The following is a 23436-nucleotide window of genomic DNA, read 5'->3' as shown; positions in this document are numbered from 1 at the left end:
TTGTGTGCTTTTTTCGATAAGTTTACCATAATATTATTACGGTTAATTGGATGGGACTTCTTTCTCTTTCAAATATAGCAATCGGAAGGGAGTTGTAATGCTTCTTGAAAGATGAGGTTCTATGAAATCAACTGCTTTCATCACTTCATCAAGGTTAATTCCAGTTGAAATGCCCATACATTCAAGCATATACACAACACTTTCTGTTGCAACGTTACCAGTAGCACCTTTTGCAAAAGGGCAACCACCTAATCCACCAGCTGATGTATCAAATCGAGAAATACCTGCTTGAAGGCAAGCATAAATGTTAGCAAGGGCCATTCCCCTTGTATCATGGAAATGAGCTGTTAATAAGGTGGATTTAAATTCATCTCTAAGACGACTAAAAAGAAAGTTCGCCTCTTCTGGAGTTGCCATCCCAATTGTATCCGCTACGCTAAGTTCATCTACGCCTGCTTCTACAAATTTCTTACAAACTTCAACCGTCTCTTCGATTTGCATTTTTCCCTCATATGGACAATAAAAGGCAGTTGAAATACAAGCTCTTATGAAGTAATTATCGCTCTTTAATTCTTTGACAAGTGGAAGAAGTTCGCTAAGAAGTTCTTCAGTATTTTTGTTGCTATTTTTTTGATTAAATGAGTTACTCACACCAGCGAAAACAGCAATAGCAGATACCTCTGTTGAGCGTACTCTTTCAACCCCCTTACGATTTGGAGCAAGAACGAAATTCCTAGTCTCATCAAGGCATGAACTTGTTATTTCCATCGCATCCTTCATCTGAGGTACCCATTTAGGTGAAACGAAAGAAGTGAGCTCCATTTCATTAAAGCCAGCACCTTTTAATAACTGAATGAAATTTATTTTAGCTTCAGTTGGTACCTGATTACCCTCATTTTGGAGACCGTCCCTTGGACCAACTTCAATAATCGTTACGTGTTCAGGAAGCAAGACTATCATCACCTTTCATTTGTAAGCGCTATCTTATTAATTAAAACAAACCATTAATAAGGATGCAAGTTAATCGTTTGAATAATGGAAATTCTTATTTTTAGAAGGATTTTTCTGAATTAAGTAAGAATATTGTAGAAGAGCGTCATAGTTACATAAGGAGGAAATCGAAATGAGTCGAGAAGTCGCGATTGTAAGCGCTGTCAGAACAGCGGTAGGTTCTTTCAATGGTTCACTTAAATCAATATCTGCACCCGAGCTAGGAGCTATGGTTATTAAAGAAGCTGTGAATAGGGCCGGGCTGACGATAGATCAGGTAGAGGAAGTAATTATGGGAAATGTCCTTCAGGCAGGACTTGGGCAGAATCCCGCTCGACAAGCAGCCATAAAAGCTGGAATACCAGTTTCAACACCTGCGATGACTATTAATAAAGTATGTGGCTCAGGACTTAAAACCGTTCATTTGGCTGCTCAATCAATTATGCTTGGTGATCAAGATATTGTTGTAGCTGGTGGTATGGAGAACATGAGTCAGGCACCATATCTTCTTCAAGGAGCTCGAGATGGGCTTCGCATGGGAGATCAGAAGATGATTGATAGTATGGTACACGATGGATTGTTGTGTGCATTTAATGATTATCACATGGGAGTAACGGCGGAGAACCTATGTGACCATTATAACCTTTCACGAGAAGAGATGGATGAGTTTGCTGCTTGGAGTCAGCAAAAAGCACAGACAGCAATTGATGAAGGTCGTTTTAGAGATGAGATCATGCCTGTTTCCATCCCTCAAAGAAAAGGGGACCCGATCATTTTTGATACAGACGAATATGTTAAACCCGGTACGACAGCAGAGAAACTTGCGAAACTTCGCCCAGCTTTTAAGAAAGATGGCGGAGTAACCGCTGGAAATGCTTCAGGTATTAATGACGGAGCTGCAGCGGTAGTTCTCATGAGTCGTGAAAAAGCAGATGAATTAGGAATAGATCCACTTGCCATTATTCGAGCAAATGCTAGTGCTGGCGTAGATCCAAGCGTGATGGGACTTGGTCCGGTACCTGCAACTAAGAAAGCACTTGAGCGTGCTGGTCTTTCCATGACTGATATGAACCTAGTTGAAGCAAATGAAGCATTTGCTGCTCAGTCACTTGCAGTAGGGCGAGACCTAGATGTAAACAAAGACATTCTCAATGTAAGTGGCGGTGCAATCGCACTAGGTCACCCAATTGGTGCGAGTGGTACTCGAATTTTAGTGACATTATTGCATGAGATGAAACGACGAAATAACCGTTATGGTCTCGCCACACTATGTATTGGTGGCGGTCAAGGAGTGGCAACGATCGTCGAAAGACCATAAATGATTTAAGGGGAGGCTTTTATTAATGAAACCAATACTGAACTCATTTGATGAAGCAGTTCGAGATATTCATGATGGCGCTACGATTTTAGTAGGTGGATTTGGACTTGTTGGCATACCTGAGAATCTAATTATCGCGATTAGAGACAAAGGAATTAAGGATTTAACTGTTATTTCAAACAACTGTGGAGTAGATGAATGGGGACTTGGCTTGTTACTTAGAAACAAGCAAATTAAGAAGATGGTCGGCTCTTATGTCGGAGAAAACAAAGAGTTTGAACGTCAGGTTCTTTCTGGAGAACTTGAGGTAGAATTAATTCCACAAGGAACTTTAGCAGAACGTATTCGAGCCGGTGGCGCAGGTATCCCTGCATTCTACACTCCTGCTGGTGTTGGAACGCCTATTGCAGACGGGAAAGAAGTGAGAAGCTTCGATGGTAAAGACTATTTATTAGAACATGCGATCCAGGCAGACTTCTCTCTAATACGTGCTCTAAAAGGTGATGTGATGGGAAATCTGGTTTATAACAAGACGGCAAGGAATTTCAATCCGATGATTGCTGCTGCTGGTACTGTTACGATTGCTGAAGTTGAGGAACTTGTAGAGGTAGGAGAACTTGATCCAGATCATATTCATACTCCAAGTATTTATGTTCAAAAAGTAATCGTAGGAGAGCAGCAGAAGAAAATTGAGCGGCTAACAACGCGATAGGAGGATTATGATGGTTAAAGTAGATAAAGCAGCAGTTCGTGAAAAAATCGCAAGACGTGCTGAAAAAGAAATTCATGATGGTTTTTATGTGAATTTAGGAATCGGCATGCCAACGATGGTTGCAAACTATATACCAGATGGAAAAAAGGTAGTCTTGCAATCTGAAAACGGTCTTTTAGGAATTGGACCATATCCTTCTGAAGGTGAAGTAGATCCTGATTTAATTAACGCTGGAAAAGAAACAGTTACTTCTATGCAAGGTGCTTCATATTTTGATAGCGCTGAATCTTTTGCAATGATCCGAGGTGGCCATATTGATGTAGCGATCCTTGGAGGAATGGAAGTATCCGAAGATGGAGACCTTGCAAACTGGATGATACCGGGTAAGATGATTAAAGGAATGGGCGGAGCTATGGATCTCGTTCACGGCGCAAAACGAATTGTGGTTATCATGGACCATGTTAATAAGAATGGTGAACCGAAAATATTATCAGCCTGTACACTTCCATTAACTGGTAAAAGTGTTGTCGATCGCATTATTACAGATCGAGCCGTTTTTGATGTGACAGCAAAAGGTCTTGTGCTTATAGAAGTTGCAACTGGGTTTAGTATTGATGATATTAAAGAATCCACAGAACCTGACATCATTATTGGCGATGTCCAACTGAATGCTTTCTAAAAGTTAGCATTAAAATTTTGGTGGTTTGTTTTTAATTGGCTCTTTACTAAAAGATTGTTGCTTTTCAATTAATCATTGAGTAAAAAACCACACGTAGCTGATGTAGCTGATTGGAGCGGAAATTTACCAGCTATAGCAACAATGTCTACGAAAAAAGCCTTTTAATAAGAGTTAGAGCGCAGTCATGACTGCGCTCTTTTTTATAAGTTAACGGTGCTTATCATATTTATTCGCATTTGAAATTTCGCGTATTTTTCTTACTTCATCAAGTGATAGCTCCGGTGCATTCTGGGTTGTTAAATTAGCAAGAAGCTGTTCACTCTTACTTGCCCCAGGTATAGCGGTCGCTACTGCGGGGTGAGCAAGCGCGTATCGAAGGGCTGTTTGTGTCATATTGCGATGATCACCTTTTAACTCGGCTAGTTGTTTAGCAATGTTCAAGACGTCATATTTTGAATAATCTAGGAATCCATCTTCTTTAATTTTTTCTTCGTAACGATCAGTTAACATCCCTTTTGAAAGTGGTCCACGTGCAATGACGCTAATTTCGTTTTCATTTAACAGATCAAGTATTTCATCCTCTGGTCTTCGATCCAGAACACTATATTGCATCATAACAGAAGCGATGGATGAACGTTTAACAAATTCGCGTATAACATTTGGCCGAATGCTTGAAATCCCATACTCTCGTATAAGCCCGTCTTGTTTTAATTCATCAAAAGCTTCAATCGTTTCATCCATAGGATCTTCAATTGTGCCACCGTGTAATTGATACAGGTCAATATAGTCTGTTTTTAAACGACGTAGGCTATCTTTCAAGGCTTCTTTAATATGTTTTTTGGATGGATCCCAGAACCAGCCGTCTTTACCTTCCTCCCAGTGGTTACCACCTTTAGTAGCTAAGATGACGGAATCTCTTCTTCCTTCGAGGGCGTGACCTACAATTTCTTCATTTAAACCGAAATCATACAGATCGGCTGTGTCAATGAAATTAACTCCGTTATCGAGTGCTTCATGGATTAACGCAATTCCTTTATCACGATCTGTTCCGAGTGACATTGTTCCTAATCCGATTTCGCTCACATAAAGTTCTGATTTCCCAAGTTGATTTTTCCTCATTGATATCAATACCTCCCATAATATACCTGTATTAAGTGTACCGTGATAGGAGTATTGATGCCAATAATTTGAATATCTATATCATTTTAGTTGTCTTGTCATCTGTGTGATCTCTTGCTATAGTAATGGCATTAGGAGGCGGTGTGATGGGGAATGAAGCGCTATTAATTATCGATATGAGTAATGATTTTATTCATGATAATGGTGGACTGACAGTAGGGGGAAAAGGGCAGTCAGTGGTTTCGAATATTGTTTCACTTGCTAATTCCTTTCTTAGTGAAGGAAAAGAAGTTGTGGTTTGTATGGATTCACACGAAAAAGAAGATTCTCACTTCGAACTATGGCCAGTACACAATGTTAAAGGGACGTGGGGGCAGGAATTATATGGAGATTTGTATCACTGGTATGAAGAAAATAAAACTCATGAACTCGTCTCATATGTTCCAAAACCAGAATATGATGCATTTTTTCAAACGAACTTAGAGGAATTATTAAAAGTAAGAAATGTTGAAACGGTACACCTTTCTGGAGTTTGTACGGACATTTGTGATTTCTTAACTGCATATGGTGCTTATGCAAGAGGATTCAAAACGGTTGCTCATAGGTCTTGTATGGCAACTTTTACAGCTCATCATGATGTTTTTCTTGAGCAAATGCAAACAATCTTCAAAACTGAAGTCCGATAATTAAGAAAAGCTGCCTTTCGTAGGCAGCTTTTCTTAGTTACTAGAACTATTCTTAGTGAAATACGTTAAGGGTTTATTGTATTAAGCGTAAATGTGATTTTGTTCGAATGGATGGTGCTTTAACCCATTCTTCAATGGTATCGTAATAATTCATATAATGTTTAAGCATTAATTGAATTTGCTTTGGTTTCCCTACCATCGTTACACCATTTGGTTGAATGTAAACTTTCATATCAAAACCTCCTAATAGATCGATACATAATGGAATGCCTTACTTTCCCTATTATCTGTCTCTTGTGATAGACTTTATGTATCGTACCGAATTTTTAGAACGAGGAGATGAGTTATCAATGGACCATCTATATGAAAAGACCCTACATTCAGAAACAATTTATGAAGGTCGAATTATTAATGTAAGAGTAGAAGACGTCGAATTACCAAATGGAAAACAAAGCAAGCGTGAATTAATTGATCATCCTGGAGCAGTGGCTGTTATTGCGATTACATCGGATAATAAGGTATTAGCTGTAAGGCAGTATCGGAAAGCTTTAGGTAAAGCCATAGTTGAAATTCCTGCTGGTAAACTTGAACCTGGAGAAAAGCCTGAAGTAACGGCTGTTCGAGAGCTTGAAGAAGAAACAGGATACACATGTGAATCCTTAGATAAGATTATTTCTTTCTATACTTCGCCTGGATTTGCGAATGAACTAGTCCATTTATACGTAGCAAAGGGCTTAGAGAAAAAAGGTGAGCAAGCTGCTGATGAAGATGAATTTCTTGATGTACTCCATTTATCTTTAGATGAAATGGAAGAAATGCTTGAAACAGAAGAGATTCATGATGCAAAAACAGCGTATGCGTTAATGTATTTGAAAATGAAGTAAAGGTGATATCCATGCAAAACATTTATGCTGATTTTCATATCCATATTGGAAGGACGGTTTCTGGAAAGGCTGTTAAAATAACTGGTTCCAACTCCCTCACTCTCTCAAGCATACTCACTGAATCGTCTAAGCGAAAAGGATTAGATATGATTGGAATCATTGATTGTCACGTTCCTGAAGTGATTCAGGAGCTTGAGAATAGAATCTCTGATGGTCAGGGGTATGAGCTAGAAAACGGAGGAATTAGAATTGATTCGCTTACACTTGTTCTAGGATCTGAAATCGAAATCTATGACCATAAATGCAATGGCCCGATCCATGTATTAGTGTATTTGCCAAATATGGCACAAATGAAACATTTTTCAGAGTGGTTAAGAACTAGGATGAAGAATATTAGCTTAAGTTCACAGAGGATATATGAAGAAGCCATTGTCGTTCAGGAGAAAACAAAGGAGCTAGGTGGTCTGTTTATTCCAGCTCATATTTTTACGCCATTTAAAAGCGTTTATGGTAAAGGGGTTGCCCAATCTATTTCTGAAGTATTTGATCCTACACGAATTGATGCTGTTGAACTAGGATTGTCTTCAAATACAATGATGGCTGATCAAATTGAAGAGCTTCATGCTTACACCTTTCTAACGAATTCCGATGCGCATTCTACACCAAAAATTGCTAGAGAGTACCAGCATATGCTCCTCCAATCTCCAACCTTCACTGATTGGAAGAAGGCAATTATGGGAGTTGAAGGTTGTGAAATCATAGCAAATTATGGACTAAACCCCGAACTAGGGAAGTATCATGAAACAATTTGTTCTGATTGCAACAGCATTGTGAGTGGAAATCAATGTAGGAAATGTGGAAGCAAACATGTTATTAAAGGAGTATCCAATCGAATCAAAGAATTAAGTTCTAGTTCTAGTTCTAGCTCACCAGCTCGTCCTCCTTATATTCATCACGTTCCACTTGAATTCATCCCTGGAATCGGTCCAAAAACGTTGGATCGACTGCTCGATTATTTTGGAACAGAAATGAACATTCTTCACCGAGCTGAGAAGGATGAACTTGCAAGCATTGTTGGGGATAAGCTTGCTCACTTAATCGTACTTTCAAGGCAAGGGGATCTCAACTTTAAACAAGGTGGCGGGGGTACATACGGCAAAGTAATTGGCTAGAAGAGTCAATCTAGCAATACTGTCATACCTTTTTATCCCGATTCATAGACTTAACCAAAGGTAGTGCGAAGGGGGACGTCTTATGAATCGGAGTAGGCAGTTAAAGCAGATTATTTCTGCCCATCTATCAGATCATTTATCACTATACACATTCATTGCTGTGTTGTTTCTAATGGGGATTGTATTCGGAGCTATTATTGTAAATAGTTTAAGTCTTACTCAAAAAGAAGATCTTGCCATTTATTTAAGTAGATTCTTTGGACAAGTCTCTGACGGACAATTTGCTACAGCCTCTGAAATGTTTCAACAAAGCTTTACTCACTATGTTAAATACATTGGTTTGATGTGGATTCTAGGTCTAACTATTATTGGACTTCCAATCGTACTAATTATGTTATTTCTTAAAGGTATTGTTGTTGGTTTTACCGTAGGATTTCTTGTTAATCAGATGAGTTGGAAAGGGTTTATGCTTGCATTTGTTTCGGTTTTCCCTCAAAACATCCTTGCTGTCCCAGCTATGATTGTTGTAGGCACTGCTTCCTTAACTTTTTCTTTAAGGCTAATGAGACAACTGTTTATGAAAAGAAGAACGGAATTAATACTACCTCCTTTCATGAGATTTTCAGCTCTTGTTATTTGTGCACTCGGCGTTCTTTGTATTGCAGCATGGTTTGAAGCTTATTTATCACCAGGGTTAATTAAAGCAGTAGTTGACTTCAATTGAGGTGTAGTTATTATCAATTAATAATCATTACAAAAATCGAATGATAATGATTTTAATTTGACACCCTTTTTCCTACTGCTTATAATGAAAATGGCATCGATCGAGGGAGGGAAATGGGATATGGAAAGCAGAATCGATCGAATTAAGAAACACCTTCATTCTCAAAGCTATAAGCTAACTCCTCAACGAGAAGCAACCGTTAGAGTTCTTCTTGAGAATGAAGAGGATCACTTGAGTGCAGAGGATGTATATCTTCTCGTAAAAGAAAAATCTCCTGAAATTGGTCTTGCAACTGTATATAGAACGCTAGAGCTTCTTGCTGAATTAAAAATTGTTGATAAAATCAACTTTGGAGACGGTGTTTCAAGATTTGATCTCAGGCAAGAAGGTGCTGCCCATTTTCATCATCACTTGGTTTGTATTGAATGCGGAGCAGTGGATGAGATACAGGATGATTTACTTGGCGATGTAGAAAAAGTTGTTGAGAACGACTGGAATTTCAAGATCAAGGATCATAGATTAACGTTCCATGGAATCTGTTATCGTTGTCAAAAGCAAGAGAATTCAGAACAACAGGAACAAGCAGCTAACCATTCATAATTGTTAATACTACTATTTAGACCCTAATAATACCTAACGATGTATAAAAATCTCCATCGCTGGCATATCTTTTACTAGAGATGGAGGTGCGTTAGATTGAGAAGGGGTCTATTACTTGTTTTAGATACTATGAAAGTTTTCTTGCTGTTTACAGGATGCACATTACTGTTTTACTTCGGAATTCTATGGGTAAATCAAGAATACCAGAATTATCACCGGTATGATGTGCCACAGGGGAAAGCAGTGAAAGTTGTTCAAATGGAAACCAATACGCAGCATACATTCCTTGAAAGGCTCGGTTTGTTTTACCAGACAGGTGAATAAGGAGCGTTTACAATGGAAGATCAGGTACAGGATTTTTTACACTATTTAATTGTTGAGCGAAGCTTGTCCAAAAATACTCTCGATGCATATAGACGGGATTTAGCTCAATACGTGGTTCATCTAAAAGAAAAAGAAGCGGTTGTTTCACTTGATGAAGTTCGTCGTGTTCATATTGTGAACTACTTATATGAACTGAAAGACCAGGGGAAAGCTTCGACAACCATTGCCCGAAACATTGCTTCCATACGTTCTTTTCATCAATTTTTGTTAAGGGAAAAGGCAGTGGATCAGGATCCGTCAGTACATATTGAAACACCAAAGACGGAGAGGAAGCTTCCCAAGATTCTTTCAACCTCTGAAGTGGAAGAGCTTTTAGAAGCGCCTGATTATTCGACCCCATATGGTAAAAGGGATCGTGCGATGTTAGAGGTACTATACGCAACTGGTTTACGTGTATCAGAGCTTGTAGATTTACGGATGGAAGATGTCCATCTTACTATGGGGTTCATTCGGACAATTGGTAAAGGAAATAAAGAAAGAATTGTCCCTTTGGGTAAAATGGCCAGAGATGCTTTGACAACTTATCTTGATGAAGGAAGATCACAGCTGATGAAGCAGAAGAAAACAGATACGTTATTCCTAAATCATCGTGGTGAAAGGTTATCAAGGCAAGGCTTCTGGAAAATGCTTAAAAAGCTTGCAATTAAAGCGAATATTGTAAAGCCACTTACTCCACATACATTAAGACATTCTTTTGCAACACATTTATTAGAAAATGGTGCCGACTTAAGAGCAGTTCAAGAACTTCTTGGACATGCTGACATTTCAACAACGCAGATTTATACACATGTGACGAAAGCAAGGTTGAAGGATATCTATTCAACCTATCATCCAAGAGCCTGAGGACAGGCTTTTATCCAGAAAGCGCATCTGGTCTATGACCAGATTTTTTCTTTTTTCTAGTTTCGGAAACGCATTCACGCGCGTGTTTTTTGTTTTCTAAAGGGAATAGTAATTGAAGTAGATTCAGAAGAGGAGGATTAAGATGACTAAACGTTTTAAAAGAGTATTTCTAGTTGTGATGGATTCAGTAGGAATTGGTGAAGCGCCGGATGCTGAACAGTTTAATGATAAAGGTGCCGATACTCTCGGACACATTGCAGAACATATGAACGGTCTTAAGATGCCTAATATGGAGAAGCTAGGGCTAGGTAACATCCGTGAGTTAAACGGTGTACCAAAAGCTAAGAAACCAATGGCTCATTACACTAAAATGATGGAAGCATCTAATGGGAAAGATACGATGACGGGCCACTGGGAGATTATGGGGCTTCATATTGAGCAACCATTCAGAACATTTCCAGATGGATTTCCAGACAACCTAATTTCTGAACTTGAAAGAAGAACTGGACGCAAGGTTATCGGAAACAAACCAGCCTCAGGTACTGAAATTCTTGTTGAGCTTGGTGAGGAGCACATGAAGACAGGAGCAATTATTGTTTATACTTCAGCAGATTCAGTTCTTCAAATTGCTGCCCATGAAGATGTCGTTCCATTGGATGAGTTGTACCACATTTGTGAGATTGCAAGAGAGATGACAAAAGCTGAAGAATACATGGTTGGCCGCATTATTGCCAGACCATTTTTAGGTGAAGCAGGCGATTTTAAACGTACATCCAATCGTCACGATTACGCTCTAAAACCTTTCGGGCATACCGTCATGAACGAATTGAAAGACAATGACAAAGATGTCATTGCCATTGGGAAGATTTCAGACATCTATGATGAAGAGGGAGTAACCAAATCTCTTCGAACAAAATCGAATATGGATGGCATGGATAAATTAATTGAGACGCAACAAATGCAATTTGAAGGGCTCAGCTTCTTAAATCTTGTGGATTTCGATGCGCTCTACGGACATAGACGTGACCCTCAAGGCTATGGTGAAGCGTTAGAAGAGTATGATGTGAGACTTGCTGAAGTGTTAGAACGAATGGAAGATGATGATTTACTTTTAATTACAGCTGATCATGGGAACGATCCAATACATCATGGAACAGACCATACAAGAGAGTATGTTCCATTGCTTGCTTATCATAAAGGAATCGAAGAAGGTAAGGACATTGGTATCCGCAAAACGTTCGCTGATATTGGCGCGACTGTTGCTGAAAATTTTGAAGTGAGCTTGCCGGAACATGGTACAAGCTTTCTTGACAAGTTGTAGGAATTAAGAGGAGGAACAAATGATGACTGTAGTTAAACAAGAAATTCAAGACGCTTCGTCTTATATCGCGGAGCAGGTAGGAGAGTTACACCCTGAAATTGGACTTATTTTAGGTTCAGGTCTTGGTGTCCTTGCTGAGGAAATTGAAAATTCTGTGCAAATTCCATATAGTGATATTCCTAATTTTCCTGTGTCAACGGTTGAAGGACATGCTGGACAGTTTGTATTTGGCACATTGAATGGAAAAACTGTCGCAGCCATGCAAGGGAGATTTCACTTCTATGAAGGCTATCCAATGGATAAAGTAACGTTCCCAGTTCGAGTAATGAAAGAGCTAGGAATTGATAAAGTTATCGTTACAAACGCTGCAGGCGGTATTAATGAAGAGTTTCAACCTGGTGATTTAATGGTTATTGCTGATCATATTAATAACTTTGGTACAAATCCTTTAATAGGACCTAACAGTAACGAATTTGGACCACGATTTCCTGATATGTCAACAGCCTATTCTGTAAACTTGCAGCAACTTGCTCAAGAAACAGCTAAAGACCTCGGTTTGAAACTCCAGTCTGGCGTGTACGTTGGAAATACTGGACCGACATATGAAACGCCAGCCGAAGTACGTATGTTAAGAACGCTTGGTGGAGACGCAGTTGGTATGTCAACTGTTCCTGAAGTCATTATTGCAAGACATGCTGGTATGGAAGTCCTTGGAATCTCTTGCATTTCTAATATGGCAGCTGGTATTCTCGATCAACCACTCCATCATGATGAAGTGATTGAAACGACTGAATTAGTTAAATCGAACTTTTTATTACTTGTTAAAACAATAGTTAGTAAAATGGTATAGAGCTGAAGGGAGAGCTATTCTGGTGAGAATGGTAGATGTGATTCAAAAAAAGCGTAACGGTAAGGAACTTACAAAGGAAGAAATAAACTTCTTTATTGAAGGGTATACAAAAGGTGATATTCCTGATTATCAGGCTTCAGCCCTAATGATGGCAATTTATTTTAATGGTATGGAGTCTAATGAGACTGCTTTATTAACACAGGCAATGGTGGAATCAGGTGAGACAATCGACCTATCTGCTATTGAAGGTCATAAAGTGGATAAGCACTCAACAGGTGGTGTTGGTGATAAAACAACGTTCATTGTTGGACCATTGGTTGCATCAGTAGGTGTTCCAGTTGCAAAAATGTCAGGTCGCGGGCTTGGGCATACAGGTGGAACGCTTGATAAACTCGAATCAATTAATGGCTTTCATATTGAAATGACGAAAGAAGAATTCGTTAATAATGTGAATACGCACAAACTTTCTGTTGCAGGTCAAACCGGAAACCTTGCCCCTGCTGATAAAAAGTTATACGCTCTTCGTGATGTAACAGCTACTGTGGATTCGATTCCTTTAATTGCAGGCTCAATCATGAGTAAAAAGCTTGCTTCTGGAGCAGATGGTATCGTATTAGATGTTAAGACAGGTTCGGGTGCATTCATGAAGAAGCTAGAGGATTCTGAAGCACTTGCGAGAGAAATGGTGAACATCGGAAATAACCTTGGTCGTAATACAGTTGCTGTTATCAGTGACATGAATCAACCGCTTGGATTTGAAGTTGGTAATGCAAATGAAGTCCGTGAAGCTTGTCAGGTCCTGCAAGGTGAAAATATCGAAGACCTTCGTCTTCTTTCACTTGAATTGGCTTCGCATATGACTGTCCTTGCTGGTGCATTCGATGATTTTGACTCAGCTTATAAAACTCTTGAGCAAAACCTTCAGAATGGAAAAGCTTTTGAGTCATTTAGAACCCTTGTTAAAGCACAGGGTGGTGATGTCAGTGTCATTGATGACTTATCGAAACTTCCTCAGGCGAAGTATCATATTGAAGTTACTGCACAGCAAGATGGGTATGTAGCTGAAATTGATGCTGAATCGATTGGCGTAGCAGCCATGTACCTTGGTGCAGGTCGAGCAACGAAAGATGATGATATTAATCATGGCGTCGGGATAACGCTGAAGAAAAAAGTAGGCGATCAAGTAACTAAAGGTGAAGCGCTCGTTGTGCTTCATAGTGATGATGAAGAACCGACAAATTCAATCGACAAAATCAACGAAGCTTATACGCTCTCAAAAGAAGCGCGCGATAAGCATCAATTAATTTATAAAGTCATTAACTAAATAGCATTCGAAAAGCCTCCATGAATGGAGGCTTTTTTGTATTCTCTAGTTACATTCTGTGATAAATGTTCTTCTATGTTCAAATTATACCTTTTACTTTCTGGTATTGTATTTTTATCCAAATACTGAATGGACATTCGTATATTTTTCCAGTAGGATGGAAAACCTTGTAATACTAAGAATGGAGGGATCACCTATGAAAGTTGTTGCAACGTTGCTCGCCATCCTGCTAGGAGGAAGTTTGCTGGTTCCAACTTTTGCAAATGCAGAAGAAGCTAAGACAAAAATCGCAGAGAATTCTTCATCTGCTATTCTAATTGAGCGAGATACAGGTGCAGTATTATTCGAAAAAGAGAGTGATAAGAAGCTTCCTCCTGCAAGTATGACGAAAATCATGACAATGATTTTAATAATGGAAGCGATTGAGAGTGGAAAAATAAATCTCGACCAGAAAATTAGAGCAAGTGAATATGCTGCATCAATGGGTGGATCTCAGATTTTTCTTGAGGCCGGTGAAGAGATGTCGGTTAACGATATGCTGAAAGGAATTGCTATAGCTTCTGGTAATGACGCATCTGTTGCTATGGCAGAAGCAATTTCAGGTTCAGAAGAAGAGTTCGTTAACAAGATGAATGAAAAAGCAAGAGAAATGGGACTTAAAAATACACACTTTGTTAATCCTACAGGTTTACCCGCTAAGAACCATTATTCTACGGCTAATGATATGGCATTAATGGCCAAAGAGTTATTGAAATATGAATTAATAACAAAGTACACAGGATTATATGAAGATTATTTACGACAAGATTCAGATAAGAAATTCTGGCTTGTTAATACGAATAAATTAGTGAAATTCTATCCCGGAGTTGATGGTTTGAAAACTGGCTTTACTAGGGAAGCGAAGTATTGTTTGACTGCAACAGCTAAAAGAGATGATATGCGAGTTGTAGCAGTGGTTATGGGTGCTCCAAACCCTAAAGCTCGCAATGCAGAAATTTCAAAGCTTTTTGACTATGCTTTTTCTCAATATAAAACTCAAAAGCTTTTCGATCGTCATCATACAGTTAAAAAAGTTGAAGTGAATAAAGGTAATCAATCGCTAATGAATGTTATCACTTCTGAACGAGTATCTGTTTTATTAAAGAAAGGGCAAGAAAATGGTGATATTACAACCTCTATTAAAATGAATGATCACATTGAGACCCCAATTAAGAAGGGTGATGAAGTTGGGGTGTTGTCAGTGAAAATAGATGGAAATGTAACTGCCACTTCTCCTGTTCTTTCTTCTGAAAATATTCATTCCGCTTCATGGTGGCAGTTAATGAAACGGACAGCTGCACAGTTCGCCAAAACACCTTCTCATCATGTCAGGTGATTAAAAGTTTAATCGAACGGGCACTAGTTTTGTCACGAAGAAGGAATTGACCCTGTAAAGAGAGAAAAAACTCACAAGCAAACATGAGGAGGAATGTTACGTGAGTCTTTCGATCAATCTTGAAGTTAGACATCCCGTTCTTTTGATTCGACTTGATGGGGAGCTGGATCATCATACAGCTGAAGAGCTAAGAGACAGGGTAGACCTGATTATTGAAGAACGCAAAATTGAACATATTGTGCTCAGTCTTGAGGGACTATCGTTTATGGATAGTTCTGGTCTTGGTGTCATTCTTGGACGGTACAATAAGGTGAAAAGTTTTGGCGGTGAGATGGTAGTCTGTTCCATTTCGGGACCAGTAAAGAGATTATTCGAAATGTCAGGATTATTCAAAATCGTGAGGCTTGAGGCGGACGAGCAGCATGCCCTCGCAACTCTGGGGGTGGCGTAATGAGAAATCGCATGGACATTGAATTCTCAGCTCTCAGTCAAAACGAGTCATTTGCGCGTGTAACTGTTGCTGCTTTTATTGCACAGCTTGATCCAACTGTTGACGAACTTACAGAAATTAAAACGGTAGTATCAGAGGCTGTTACAAATGCCATTATTCACGGATATGAAGAAAATTCAGAAGAAAAAGTATTTATTTCGGTTGAGTTAAACGATGATACTGTCAATCTAACAATTCGTGATAATGGAATTGGGATTCAAGATCTAGATGAGGCAAGACAGCCGCTTTTTACGACAAAGCCGGAGCTTGAGCGTTCTGGTATGGGATTCACAATTATGGAGAATTTCATGGATGAAGTGAAAGTGGAATCTGCGAGCGGTCAAGGTACGACAATTCACTTAATGAAGTACCTATCAAAAAATAAAGCGCTATGTAATTAAGGGGACCTGCATATGGACGTGGAGGTTAGAAAAGGAAAACAGTCGCAACTAAAGCCTGATGAAGTGAAGGAATTGATTAAACAAAGTCAGGACGGGGACCAGGACGCACGAGATCTTATTATACAAAAAAATATGAGGCTTGTCTGGTCCGTTGTTCAACGATTTCTAAATCGAGGGTATGAAGCGGATGATTTATTTCAAATCGGATGTATAGGTTTGTTAAAATCCGTTGATAAGTTCGATCTCAGTTACGATGTTAAATTCTCCACCTATGCAGTTCCTATGATCATTGGCGAAATTCAGCGCTTTATTCGAGATGATGGAACCGTTAAGGTAAGCCGATCACTCAAGGAAACGGGAAATAAAGTTCGAAAAGCGAAGGATGAATTATCGAAATCGCTTGGAAGAACTCCTACAATTAATGAAATAGCAGAAAAAATAGAGGTAACGCCTGAAGAAGTAGTTATGGCACAGGAAGCTGTACGAGCACCTTCCTCAATCCATGAAACCGTTTATGAGAATGATGGTGATCCAATTACATTGTTGGATCAAATTGCTGATAATACGGATACAGCGTGGTTTGATAAGCTTGCTCTAAAGGAAGCACTTCAGTATCTTGATACAAGAGAAAGGTTAATTGTGTATTTAAGATATTATAAGGATCAAACTCAATCGGAAGTAGCAGAACGTCTCGGAATCTCCCAGGTACAGGTGTCAAGACTAGAAAAGAAAATATTAAAGCAAATTAAGGAACAGATGAGCAAATAGCTCGTCTGTTTTTTTGTGGATCTGTTTGCCAAATGTACTGACTTTCGTAACGGGTATTCATTCCGAGGGAATTAATGGAACATCAGTGCCTTTAGAATGAGAGTTAATTGGCAGAAACATACTATAAGCAATATGCCCCTCGAATAAGGAGGCGGAGGATATATGCAAAATGCATTGATCTACCTTCGACTTAGACAGAAAAACAAAGTGACCCCAAATGCTCGATTGGTTATTGGTGATATTGCCCAACTCATTGGCGATGATGAGTTTTGCTCCAAAGTAGAGAAAATGCCAATTTATCAAATCACCAAGGAAGATAAAAACCTGATTGTTATTGATATTATGAAAGTGATAACGGTCATTCAAAGAGGTATACCAGAACTTGAGATTCAAGTGGTTGGGCCAGCGCAAACCATTATAGAGGTGCAGTTTCCGAAAAAGAAGTTAGCGCCGGTATATTTTGTGCTCATCTGGTGTCTTTTATTTATAGGTGCTGCACTTGCCATAATGAACTTTCATGAAGATGTAAGCATGAGGGAAGTTCACCAGCAGATCTATAAAATTGTGACAGGAATAGATAACCCTAAGCCTCTTCTACTGCAAGTCCCTTACTCTCTAGGGTTAGGAATTGGGATGATTCTATTTTTCAATCACTTATTTAAAAAGCGCTTTAATGAGGAACCAAGTCCTTTAGAGGTAGAAATGTTTAACTATCAGCAGGATCTCGACCAATATGTCATTGTTCATGAAAATGAAGAGAATGAGAAAAGAAGACCATGAATGTACAATTCATCTTTGTTATGTTAATTGGTTTTGCAGAAGGAATTGCAGTTGGAGCAGGTTTTGTAGCATTTCTATCCGTTCTGGGAATTATTCCAAGACTAACTCAGCTATCCAAGACAGTACACCTTATTCGTTATTATGAATGGGGTATCATTATTGGCGCTGTTGTCTCAAGTTGGCTCTCACTTCGTAACCCAACACTAGGGTTACCTAAAGTTGCGGTGATTCCAATAGGGCTCGGCTCAGGTATTTTTATTGGCATGTTAGCAGCTGCGTTGACAGAGGTTCTTAATGTACTACCTATTCTCACAAAACGAATTGGATTTATTGATAAAATTCTAATCCTATTAATGGCGATTGTACTCGGGAAAGTTTTCGGTTCCCTATTTCATTGGACAATCTTTGTAGATGGAGGATCAAATTAATGTCTATATCACTTAATAATCAGGAGCAATACAAGAAAAACATCAAATCTTATCAACCTAAACCGCCATATGTTCTCAACGCCTTAAAGGCTTTTGTAGTTGGTGGACTAATTTGCATGTTAGGTCAAGCGATTCAAAATTTCTATATGAATGTTTTTGATTTCTCAAAAGAAACAGCAGGTAATCCTACAGTTGCCACTTTGATTCTTTTTGCGGCTCTTTTGACGGCCTTCGGGTGGTATGACAAACTTGGTCAATTTGCTGGTGCCGGTTCAGCTGTTCCAGTTACAGGTTTTGCAAATTCCATTACAAGTGCTGCATTGGAACATAAAAGCGAGGGAATTGTGCTTGGGATTGCAACAAACATGTTTAAGCTTGCTGGTTCTGTTATCGTATTTGGAGTAGTTGCAGCTTATATTGTAGGAATGATTAGAATGGTTTATAAAGCCCTGCTATAAGGAGAGAACATAGATGAAGTTAGGAAAGCAATCGTGGAAATTCCAAAATGTTTATGTCCAATCTGTCGGGACAGCTGTTGGTCCTAAAGAGGCAGAAGGTCCTTTCGGAGATCAGTTTGATGTTACGTATCAAAACCTTCATTGTGACCAGGATAATTGGGAACTTGCTGAACGGAAATTACTTGAAGATGCTGTAAACGCCTGCTTGAAAAAGAAAGAAATGGTGCAGGAAGATATTGATGTATTTGTAGCTGGTGACTTATTAAATCAAATTGTCAGCGCCACTTATACAGCTAGAACAAACCAAATTCCGTTTTTAGGAGTCTTCGGTGCTTGTTCAACATCTATGGAGTCTCTCGCGATTGCTTCCACACTTGTAGATGGGCAATTTGTTAACTACGCAATAGCTGGTGTAAGCAGTCATAACGCAACAGCCGAGCGTCAGTTTCGCTATCCAACTGAATACGGTGGGCAAAAGCCAGGAACCGCAACTTCTACAGTAACTGGAGCTGGAGCTGCCCTAATCGGAAGGGAGCGCTCTGATATTCGAATTTCTGCAGCTACAATTGGAAAGGTTGTCGATTGGGGAATAAAGAATCCATTCGATATGGGTTCCGCAATGGCACCTGCTGCAGCAGATACACTGGCCGCTCATTTTAATGACTTTGATGTATTACCAACAGATTATGATCTGATTGTTACGGGTGATCTTTCTTCTATTGGTTCTCCTATCCTAAGAGATTTACTGCTTGAAAAGGGGTTTGATATTACAAATAACCACAATGATTGTGGGTTAATGGTTTATCGACCAGATCAGAAAGAAGTGTTTGCAGGTGGAAGTGGTTGTGCCTGTTCTGCGGTAGTCACATACGGTCATTTAATGGAGCTTCTAAGAAAAGGGATGTATAACAAAATTCTTGTGGCGGCAACTGGATGTTTGCATAGCCCCGTGATGATACAACAAAAAGAAAGCATGCCTGCTATAGCTCATGCCGTTGTATTTGAGCGTGTTGGAGGTGTTAGCTAATGGAATATTTCATCGCTTTTGCAGTTGGTGGAGCCATTTGTGTTGTTGGACAACTCCTTCTGGATATATTCAAATTAACACCGGCACATGTTATGTCTTTATTTGTTGTTATCGGTGCTGTGCTTGATGGATTTGGAATTTATGATCGGTTAATTGAGTTTGCTGGTGCAGGAGCGACTGTGCCGATCACAAGCTTTGGACATTCATTACTTCATGGAGCTATGCAACAAGGTGAGGAACACGGATTTATAGGAATTGCAATGGGGATTTTTCAACTAACCTCAGCAGGGATTTCTTCAGCAATCGTTTTTGGTTTTATCGTAGCAATAATATTTAAACCAAAGGGGTGAGATCAATGGACAAAAAGCGACGGGTCGTTTTCGTAACCGACGGGGATCTATACGCACAAAAAGCAATCGAAAAGGTAGCTTCAGATATTGGAGGAAGGTGTATAAGTCAGTCAGCAGGTAATCCTAGCCCGCTCGCTGGTTATGAAATTGTCTCGCTCATTCATCAAACACCTCATGATCCAGTTTTCGTTATGTTTGATGATAGTGGTTTTCCTGGTGAAGGGTATGGAGAACTTGCAATGCAGGCGGTAGCAGAAGATGAGAACATAGAAGTTCTCGGAGCAATTGCAGTCGCGTCAAGAACACACTTCTCTGAGTGGACAAGAGTGGATGTGTCAATTGATCGGGCTGGCGAACTGACTCATTATGGAGTAGATAAAAATGGCTTCGCTGATATGGAGGCAGGAAGAATAGATGGTGATACGGTATCTATTCTAGATAAGTTAAATATCCCCATTATTGTCGGTGTTGGAGATATAGGTAAAATGTCTGGTATTGATGATCCGTCGGTCGGTTCTCCCATTACGTTAAAAGCTGTTGAAATTCTGCTCGAAAGGAGCGGTTTTAATGACATCCAAGATAAATAACAAACAGAAAATATTTAAGAAAATAAAAGAAAATGAAGAATTCCTAAAAAAGTCAATAGGAATTGGCAAGAGCTTTGACGTTGGAGTGCGTAAATTAAAAATATTAAATAAAGAAATTCAATTCTACTATTGTACAGGTCTCTGTGATACATCCATTATCGTTGAAATCATGCGTGAACTAATGGATCTTGATGAACATCATCGGTTAACCGTAAAATTTGAACAAGTTATTCATAATCATTTACCTCATCAACAAGTTACAGTTGTTGAAACGTTTGATGAGGTTGTGGATCAAGTTCTTTCAGGGTTAATTGCCGTATTCATGGAAGGCGAAGAACAAGCTTATATTATTGATGTTCGGAAATATCCTGGAAGAACACCACAAGAACCTGATACGGAGAAAGTAATTAGAGGTTCTCGAGATGGCTTTACGGAAAACATTATTGAAAACACTGCTCTAACGAGAAGGCGTATTAGGGACGGCCGATTACGAAATGAAATTCTTCAGATCGGCGAACGATCAAAGACGGACGTATGTATTACTTATATTGAAGATGTAGCGAATGTTAACCTAATCAAGATTATTAAAAAGAAATTAAGTGAAATTAACATAGATGGAATACCGATGTCTGATAAAACCATAGAAGAATTTCTAGTTCACCAAGCAGGCAATCCTTTTCCTCTTGTTAGGTATACAGAGCGACCAGATGTTGCCGCTGCTCATTTATTAGAGGGTCATGTATTAATTATTGTTGATACTTCTCCTAGTGTAATTATTACTCCGACGACATTTTTTCACCATGTTCAACATGCTGAGGAATATCGTGAAGCGCCACTACCAGGTGCCTTTCTAAGATGGGTGCGTTTTGGAGGTATGCTTGCAGCGCTTTTGTTGTTGCCGCTCTGGCTTCTATCCGTTTATGAACCTCAACTGTTGCCTAAGTCGATTGATTTCATTGGACCAAATGATGAAACCAATGTCCCAATCTTTATACAAATCCTTCTCGCGGAAATAGGAATTGAAATGCTCAGGATGGCAGCCATTCATACTCCTACCCCTTTGTCGACCGCAATGGGGCTCATTGCTGCGGTGCTTATTGGTCAAATAGCCATTGATGTAGGATTGTTTGTACCTGAGGTTATTCTTTATGTATCGATTGCTGCTATTGGATCTTATGCTACGCCAAGTTATGAACTATCTATTGCGAATAAGATCGTTCGGCTTCTCCTTCTTGTATTGGTCTTCTTCTTCAGAGTGCCGGGGTACATTATTGGAGTGACAGCAGTCATACTTTTTCTAGTTGCTCTAAAGCCGTTAAATACTCCTTATCTTTGGCCGTTTATTCCGTTCAATCCGAAAGCTTTTTTGCAAATCCTTATTCGCGTATCAGTCCCGCTCACTAAGCTCCGACCAAGTATTACGGAGCCACAAAATAAGACGAAGCAACCGGACAAACCACTTGCTGAATCGTAAAATGTGTGGTAATTTATTTCTTAATAGAATAGACCTCATTTAAAGTAATGGGGATAGAGGCGCAATAAGAATGAGTAAGGTATCTGAGCATATAATGGATTGCGAAGAAGGTATCTGAAAGGTCAATTTGCCGAAGTGGGATAAAGGACCAACCTTTTCTTGCTGGGCTGCTGCTGAATAAGCTGCAGACTGTCACTGATAGATGAATTTCTTTCAGTGGTGAGCTAATCCAACTCGTGAGGATACGGAGAAAACAGCCAATGTATCTATAGTTGGCTGTTTTTCTTATTGTATGGAGGGTGCTCGCATAATTCATTAGCGAGAGGGGAGAAAGATGTGAACCTATATGGTACATCAGCGATTTCAGAGGAAGGACATTTAACAATTGGAGGGGTAGATACCGTTCAATTGGGGAAGAAGTTTGGGACTGCCTTGTATGTATATGATGTCTCAATGATTCGAGAGAAAGCGAGAGCGTTTCGAAACGCCTTTGAACGTGAAGAAATTAAATACCAGGTAGCATATGCAAGCAAGGCATTCTCCTGTGTGGCAATGATTCAGCTGGCAGAAGAAGAAGGCTTAAGTCTTGACGTGGTATCTGGCGGAGAGCTATATACAGCTCTTCAGGCAGGATTTCCTGTCGAACGTATTCATTTCCATGGTAATAACAAAAGTGAAGCAGAAATACGTATGGCACTGGATGCTGAAATTGGCTGTTTTGTTGTTGATAATTTCTATGAATTGTCTTTACTTGAACAACTTTCAGAAGAAAAAGGGGTGCGAGCAAATGTATTGTTACGAATTACCCCTGGAATAGAAGCGCACACACACGATTATATTTTAACAGGTCAAGAGGATTCGAAATTTGGATTTGACTTGCAAAGTGGTCAGGTGGAGGAAGCGATTGAATCTGCACGTGAAATGAAGCAAATTCATCTTTTGGGTCTTCATTGCCATATTGGATCACAAATTTTTGAAACGACTGGGTTTGTGATGGCCATTGAGAAAATATATAGTTACCTTTCAAAATGGTATGAATCTTTTGGGTTTGAACCGGAAGTTCTTAACCTTGGTGGTGGATTCGGAATTCGCTATACATCTGATGATGAGCCTTTACCGGTAGAAAATTATATTGAAGCAATGATTAAGACTGTTAAAAGCCAACTGGAGATAGAAATGACTATGCCGGAAATTTGGATTGAACCAGGTCGGTCGCTTGTAGGGGAAGCAGGAATTACACTCTATACTGTTGGTTCACATAAACAAGTTCCTGAGCTGAGAAATTACCTAGCTGTTGATGGAGGCATGAGTGATAACCTCCGACCTGCTCTTTATCAAGCGAAATATGAAGCAACGATTGCCAATCGAATGTTTGAACCAAGTGATCATCTTTATTCAGTTGCAGGGAAGTGCTGTGAGTCAGGTGATATGCTCATTTGGGATTGCGAGTTGCAAGGAGCAGTTGCAGGAGACACAATGGCTGTTTTCTCAACAGGTGCGTATGGATATTCGATGGCTAATAATTATAATCGTCTTCCAAGGCCGGCAGTTGTTTTTGTTGAAAATGGTGAAGCAAGTCTCGTTGTGAGAAGAGAGTCATATGAAGATTTGATTCGTCATGATTTGCCACTAAAACAGGTGATTATTTCAAAATAATATTCAATAAGTAGAAATGATATGGAAGAGCTTTAG

Annotated in this window: 28 protein-coding genes and 1 riboswitch; of the genes, 25 read left to right on the top strand and 3 right to left on the bottom strand. The window is 39.4% G+C overall.

The window, feature by feature from the left end; translation table 11 throughout:
• Positions 1-42: 42 nt before the first annotated feature.
• A complete protein-coding gene (locus JI666_RS04935; RefSeq protein WP_206889530.1) occupies positions 43-960 on the bottom strand; it encodes a hydroxymethylglutaryl-CoA lyase in 918 nt (305 codons plus the stop codon).
• A 163-nt stretch (positions 961-1123) separates the two neighbouring features.
• Between JI666_RS04935 and JI666_RS04930 the strand changes: the two genes are divergently transcribed.
• From JI666_RS04930 to JI666_RS04920, 3 genes are read left to right on the top strand one after another with little or no spacing between them, the layout of a single operon-like run.
• Positions 1124-2308, top strand: a complete 1185-nt coding sequence (locus JI666_RS04930) for an acetyl-CoA C-acetyltransferase (protein WP_206889527.1) — start codon at positions 1124-1126, stop codon at positions 2306-2308.
• Between the two features lie 25 nt (positions 2309-2333).
• Positions 2334-3020, top strand: a complete 687-nt coding sequence (locus tag JI666_RS04925) for a CoA transferase subunit A (RefSeq protein ID WP_206889525.1) — start codon at positions 2334-2336, stop codon at positions 3018-3020.
• Between the two features lie 10 nt (positions 3021-3030).
• A complete protein-coding gene (locus JI666_RS04920; protein WP_206890366.1) occupies positions 3031-3699 on the top strand; it encodes a CoA transferase subunit B in 669 nt (222 codons plus the stop codon).
• Positions 3700-3906: 207 nt separating this feature from the next.
• Here the strand turns inward: JI666_RS04920 and JI666_RS04915 are convergent, their stop codons facing one another.
• Positions 3907-4818 (bottom strand): aldo/keto reductase, encoded by a 912-nt coding sequence (locus tag JI666_RS04915; RefSeq protein WP_206889523.1) that lies wholly within the window; start codon positions 4816-4818, stop codon positions 3907-3909.
• A 146-nt stretch (positions 4819-4964) separates the two neighbouring features.
• Between JI666_RS04915 and JI666_RS04910 the strand changes: the two genes are divergently transcribed.
• Positions 4965-5504, top strand: a complete 540-nt coding sequence (locus tag JI666_RS04910) for a cysteine hydrolase family protein (RefSeq protein ID WP_206889521.1) — start codon at positions 4965-4967, stop codon at positions 5502-5504.
• A 73-nt stretch (positions 5505-5577) separates the two neighbouring features.
• On the opposite strand, the gene mciZ is transcribed toward JI666_RS04910, so the two are convergent.
• On the bottom strand, positions 5578-5736 hold the full coding sequence (gene mciZ, locus JI666_RS04905) for a Z-ring formation inhibitor MciZ (RefSeq protein WP_206889520.1): 159 nt from the start codon (positions 5734-5736) through the stop codon (positions 5578-5580).
• 118 nt (positions 5737-5854) lie between these two features.
• Between mciZ and JI666_RS04900 the strand changes: the two genes are divergently transcribed.
• From JI666_RS04900 to lysA, 21 genes are all read left to right on the top strand, one after another.
• Positions 5855-6388: an NUDIX hydrolase gene (locus tag JI666_RS04900; RefSeq protein WP_206889519.1), complete on the top strand. Its 534-nt coding sequence runs from the start codon at positions 5855-5857 to the stop codon at positions 6386-6388.
• A gap of 11 nt (positions 6389-6399) precedes the next feature.
• Positions 6400-7560, top strand: a complete 1161-nt coding sequence (locus JI666_RS04895) for an endonuclease Q family protein (RefSeq protein ID WP_206889518.1) — start codon at positions 6400-6402, stop codon at positions 7558-7560.
• Between the two features lie 82 nt (positions 7561-7642).
• Complete coding sequence (spoIIM, locus tag JI666_RS04890) at positions 7643-8284, top strand: stage II sporulation protein M (protein WP_206889517.1); 642 nt, start codon at positions 7643-7645, stop codon at positions 8282-8284.
• 120 nt (positions 8285-8404) lie between these two features.
• Positions 8405-8884: a ferric iron uptake transcriptional regulator gene (gene fur / locus JI666_RS04885; RefSeq protein ID WP_206889516.1), complete on the top strand. Its 480-nt coding sequence runs from the start codon at positions 8405-8407 to the stop codon at positions 8882-8884.
• Positions 8885-8980: 96 nt separating this feature from the next.
• Positions 8981-9208 carry a YqzK family protein gene (locus tag JI666_RS04880; protein WP_286170598.1) on the top strand — a complete coding sequence of 76 codons (228 nt, stop codon included), beginning with the start codon at positions 8981-8983 and terminating at the stop codon, positions 9206-9208.
• 12 nt (positions 9209-9220) lie between these two features.
• Positions 9221-10111: a site-specific tyrosine recombinase XerD gene (gene xerD, locus JI666_RS04875; RefSeq protein ID WP_206889514.1), complete on the top strand. Its 891-nt coding sequence runs from the start codon at positions 9221-9223 to the stop codon at positions 10109-10111.
• A 142-nt stretch (positions 10112-10253) separates the two neighbouring features.
• Positions 10254-11432 (top strand): phosphopentomutase, encoded by a 1179-nt coding sequence (gene deoB, locus JI666_RS04870; RefSeq protein WP_206889512.1) that lies wholly within the window; start codon positions 10254-10256, stop codon positions 11430-11432.
• 19 nt (positions 11433-11451) lie between these two features.
• Positions 11452-12282 carry a purine-nucleoside phosphorylase gene (locus JI666_RS04865; protein ID WP_414635126.1) on the top strand — a complete coding sequence of 277 codons (831 nt, stop codon included), beginning with the start codon at positions 11452-11454 and terminating at the stop codon, positions 12280-12282.
• 22 nt (positions 12283-12304) lie between these two features.
• Entirely contained in the window at positions 12305-13606 is a 1302-nt protein-coding gene (locus JI666_RS04860; protein ID WP_206889510.1) for a pyrimidine-nucleoside phosphorylase, read from the top strand.
• Positions 13607-13802: 196 nt separating this feature from the next.
• The gene (locus JI666_RS04855) at positions 13803-14981 is read left to right on the top strand and encodes a D-alanyl-D-alanine carboxypeptidase family protein (protein ID WP_206889507.1); all 1179 of its coding nucleotides are present in this window, start codon (positions 13803-13805) and stop codon (positions 14979-14981) included.
• Positions 14982-15081: 100 nt separating this feature from the next.
• Positions 15082-15432 (top strand): anti-sigma F factor antagonist, encoded by a 351-nt coding sequence (spoIIAA, locus tag JI666_RS04850; protein ID WP_136947338.1) that lies wholly within the window; start codon positions 15082-15084, stop codon positions 15430-15432.
• Positions 15432-15872, top strand: coding sequence for an anti-sigma F factor (gene spoIIAB, locus JI666_RS04845; RefSeq protein WP_206889505.1), 441 nt, complete (start codon positions 15432-15434; stop codon positions 15870-15872). Before spoIIAA ends, spoIIAB begins: the two co-directional genes overlap by 1 nt.
• Before the next feature lie 12 nt (positions 15873-15884).
• The gene (sigF, locus tag JI666_RS04840) at positions 15885-16640 is read left to right on the top strand and encodes an RNA polymerase sporulation sigma factor SigF (RefSeq protein WP_206889503.1); all 756 of its coding nucleotides are present in this window, start codon (positions 15885-15887) and stop codon (positions 16638-16640) included.
• A 162-nt stretch (positions 16641-16802) separates the two neighbouring features.
• The gene (locus JI666_RS04835) at positions 16803-17420 is read left to right on the top strand and encodes a stage V sporulation protein AA (RefSeq protein WP_206889501.1); all 618 of its coding nucleotides are present in this window, start codon (positions 16803-16805) and stop codon (positions 17418-17420) included.
• Entirely contained in the window at positions 17417-17848 is a 432-nt protein-coding gene (locus JI666_RS04830) for a stage V sporulation protein AB (RefSeq protein ID WP_206889499.1), read from the top strand. The genes JI666_RS04835 and JI666_RS04830 overlap by 4 nt, the downstream gene beginning before the upstream one ends.
• Entirely contained in the window at positions 17848-18306 is a 459-nt protein-coding gene (spoVAC, locus tag JI666_RS04825) for a stage V sporulation protein AC (RefSeq protein ID WP_206889497.1), read from the top strand. The genes JI666_RS04830 and spoVAC overlap by 1 nt, the downstream gene beginning before the upstream one ends.
• 13 nt (positions 18307-18319) lie before the next feature.
• The gene (gene spoVAD / locus JI666_RS04820; protein ID WP_206889495.1) at positions 18320-19333 is read left to right on the top strand and encodes a stage V sporulation protein AD; all 1014 of its coding nucleotides are present in this window, start codon (positions 18320-18322) and stop codon (positions 19331-19333) included.
• On the top strand, positions 19333-19683 hold the full coding sequence (spoVAE, locus tag JI666_RS04815) for a stage V sporulation protein AE (RefSeq protein ID WP_206889493.1): 351 nt from the start codon (positions 19333-19335) through the stop codon (positions 19681-19683). Before spoVAD ends, spoVAE begins: the two co-directional genes overlap by 1 nt.
• Before the next feature lie 5 nt (positions 19684-19688).
• The gene (gene spoVAEA / locus JI666_RS04810) at positions 19689-20270 is read left to right on the top strand and encodes a stage V sporulation protein SpoVABEA (RefSeq protein ID WP_206889491.1); all 582 of its coding nucleotides are present in this window, start codon (positions 19689-19691) and stop codon (positions 20268-20270) included.
• Complete coding sequence (locus JI666_RS04805; protein ID WP_206889489.1) at positions 20251-21744, top strand: spore germination protein; 1494 nt, start codon at positions 20251-20253, stop codon at positions 21742-21744. The genes spoVAEA and JI666_RS04805 overlap by 20 nt, the downstream gene beginning before the upstream one ends.
• Positions 21745-21790: 46 nt before the next feature.
• A riboswitch (Lysine riboswitch) is annotated at positions 21791-21979 on the top strand.
• A 101-nt stretch (positions 21980-22080) separates the two neighbouring features.
• Positions 22081-23400, top strand: coding sequence for a diaminopimelate decarboxylase (lysA, locus tag JI666_RS04800; protein ID WP_206889487.1), 1320 nt, complete (start codon positions 22081-22083; stop codon positions 23398-23400).
• The last annotated feature ends 36 nt before the right edge of the window (positions 23401-23436 follow it).

The sequence above is a fragment of the Bacillus sp. NTK071 genome, assembly GCF_017303315.1.
Classification (GTDB): Bacteria; Bacillota; Bacilli; order Bacillales; family Guptibacillaceae; genus Guptibacillus.
This window is presented reverse-complemented; position numbering and strand designations above follow the sequence as displayed.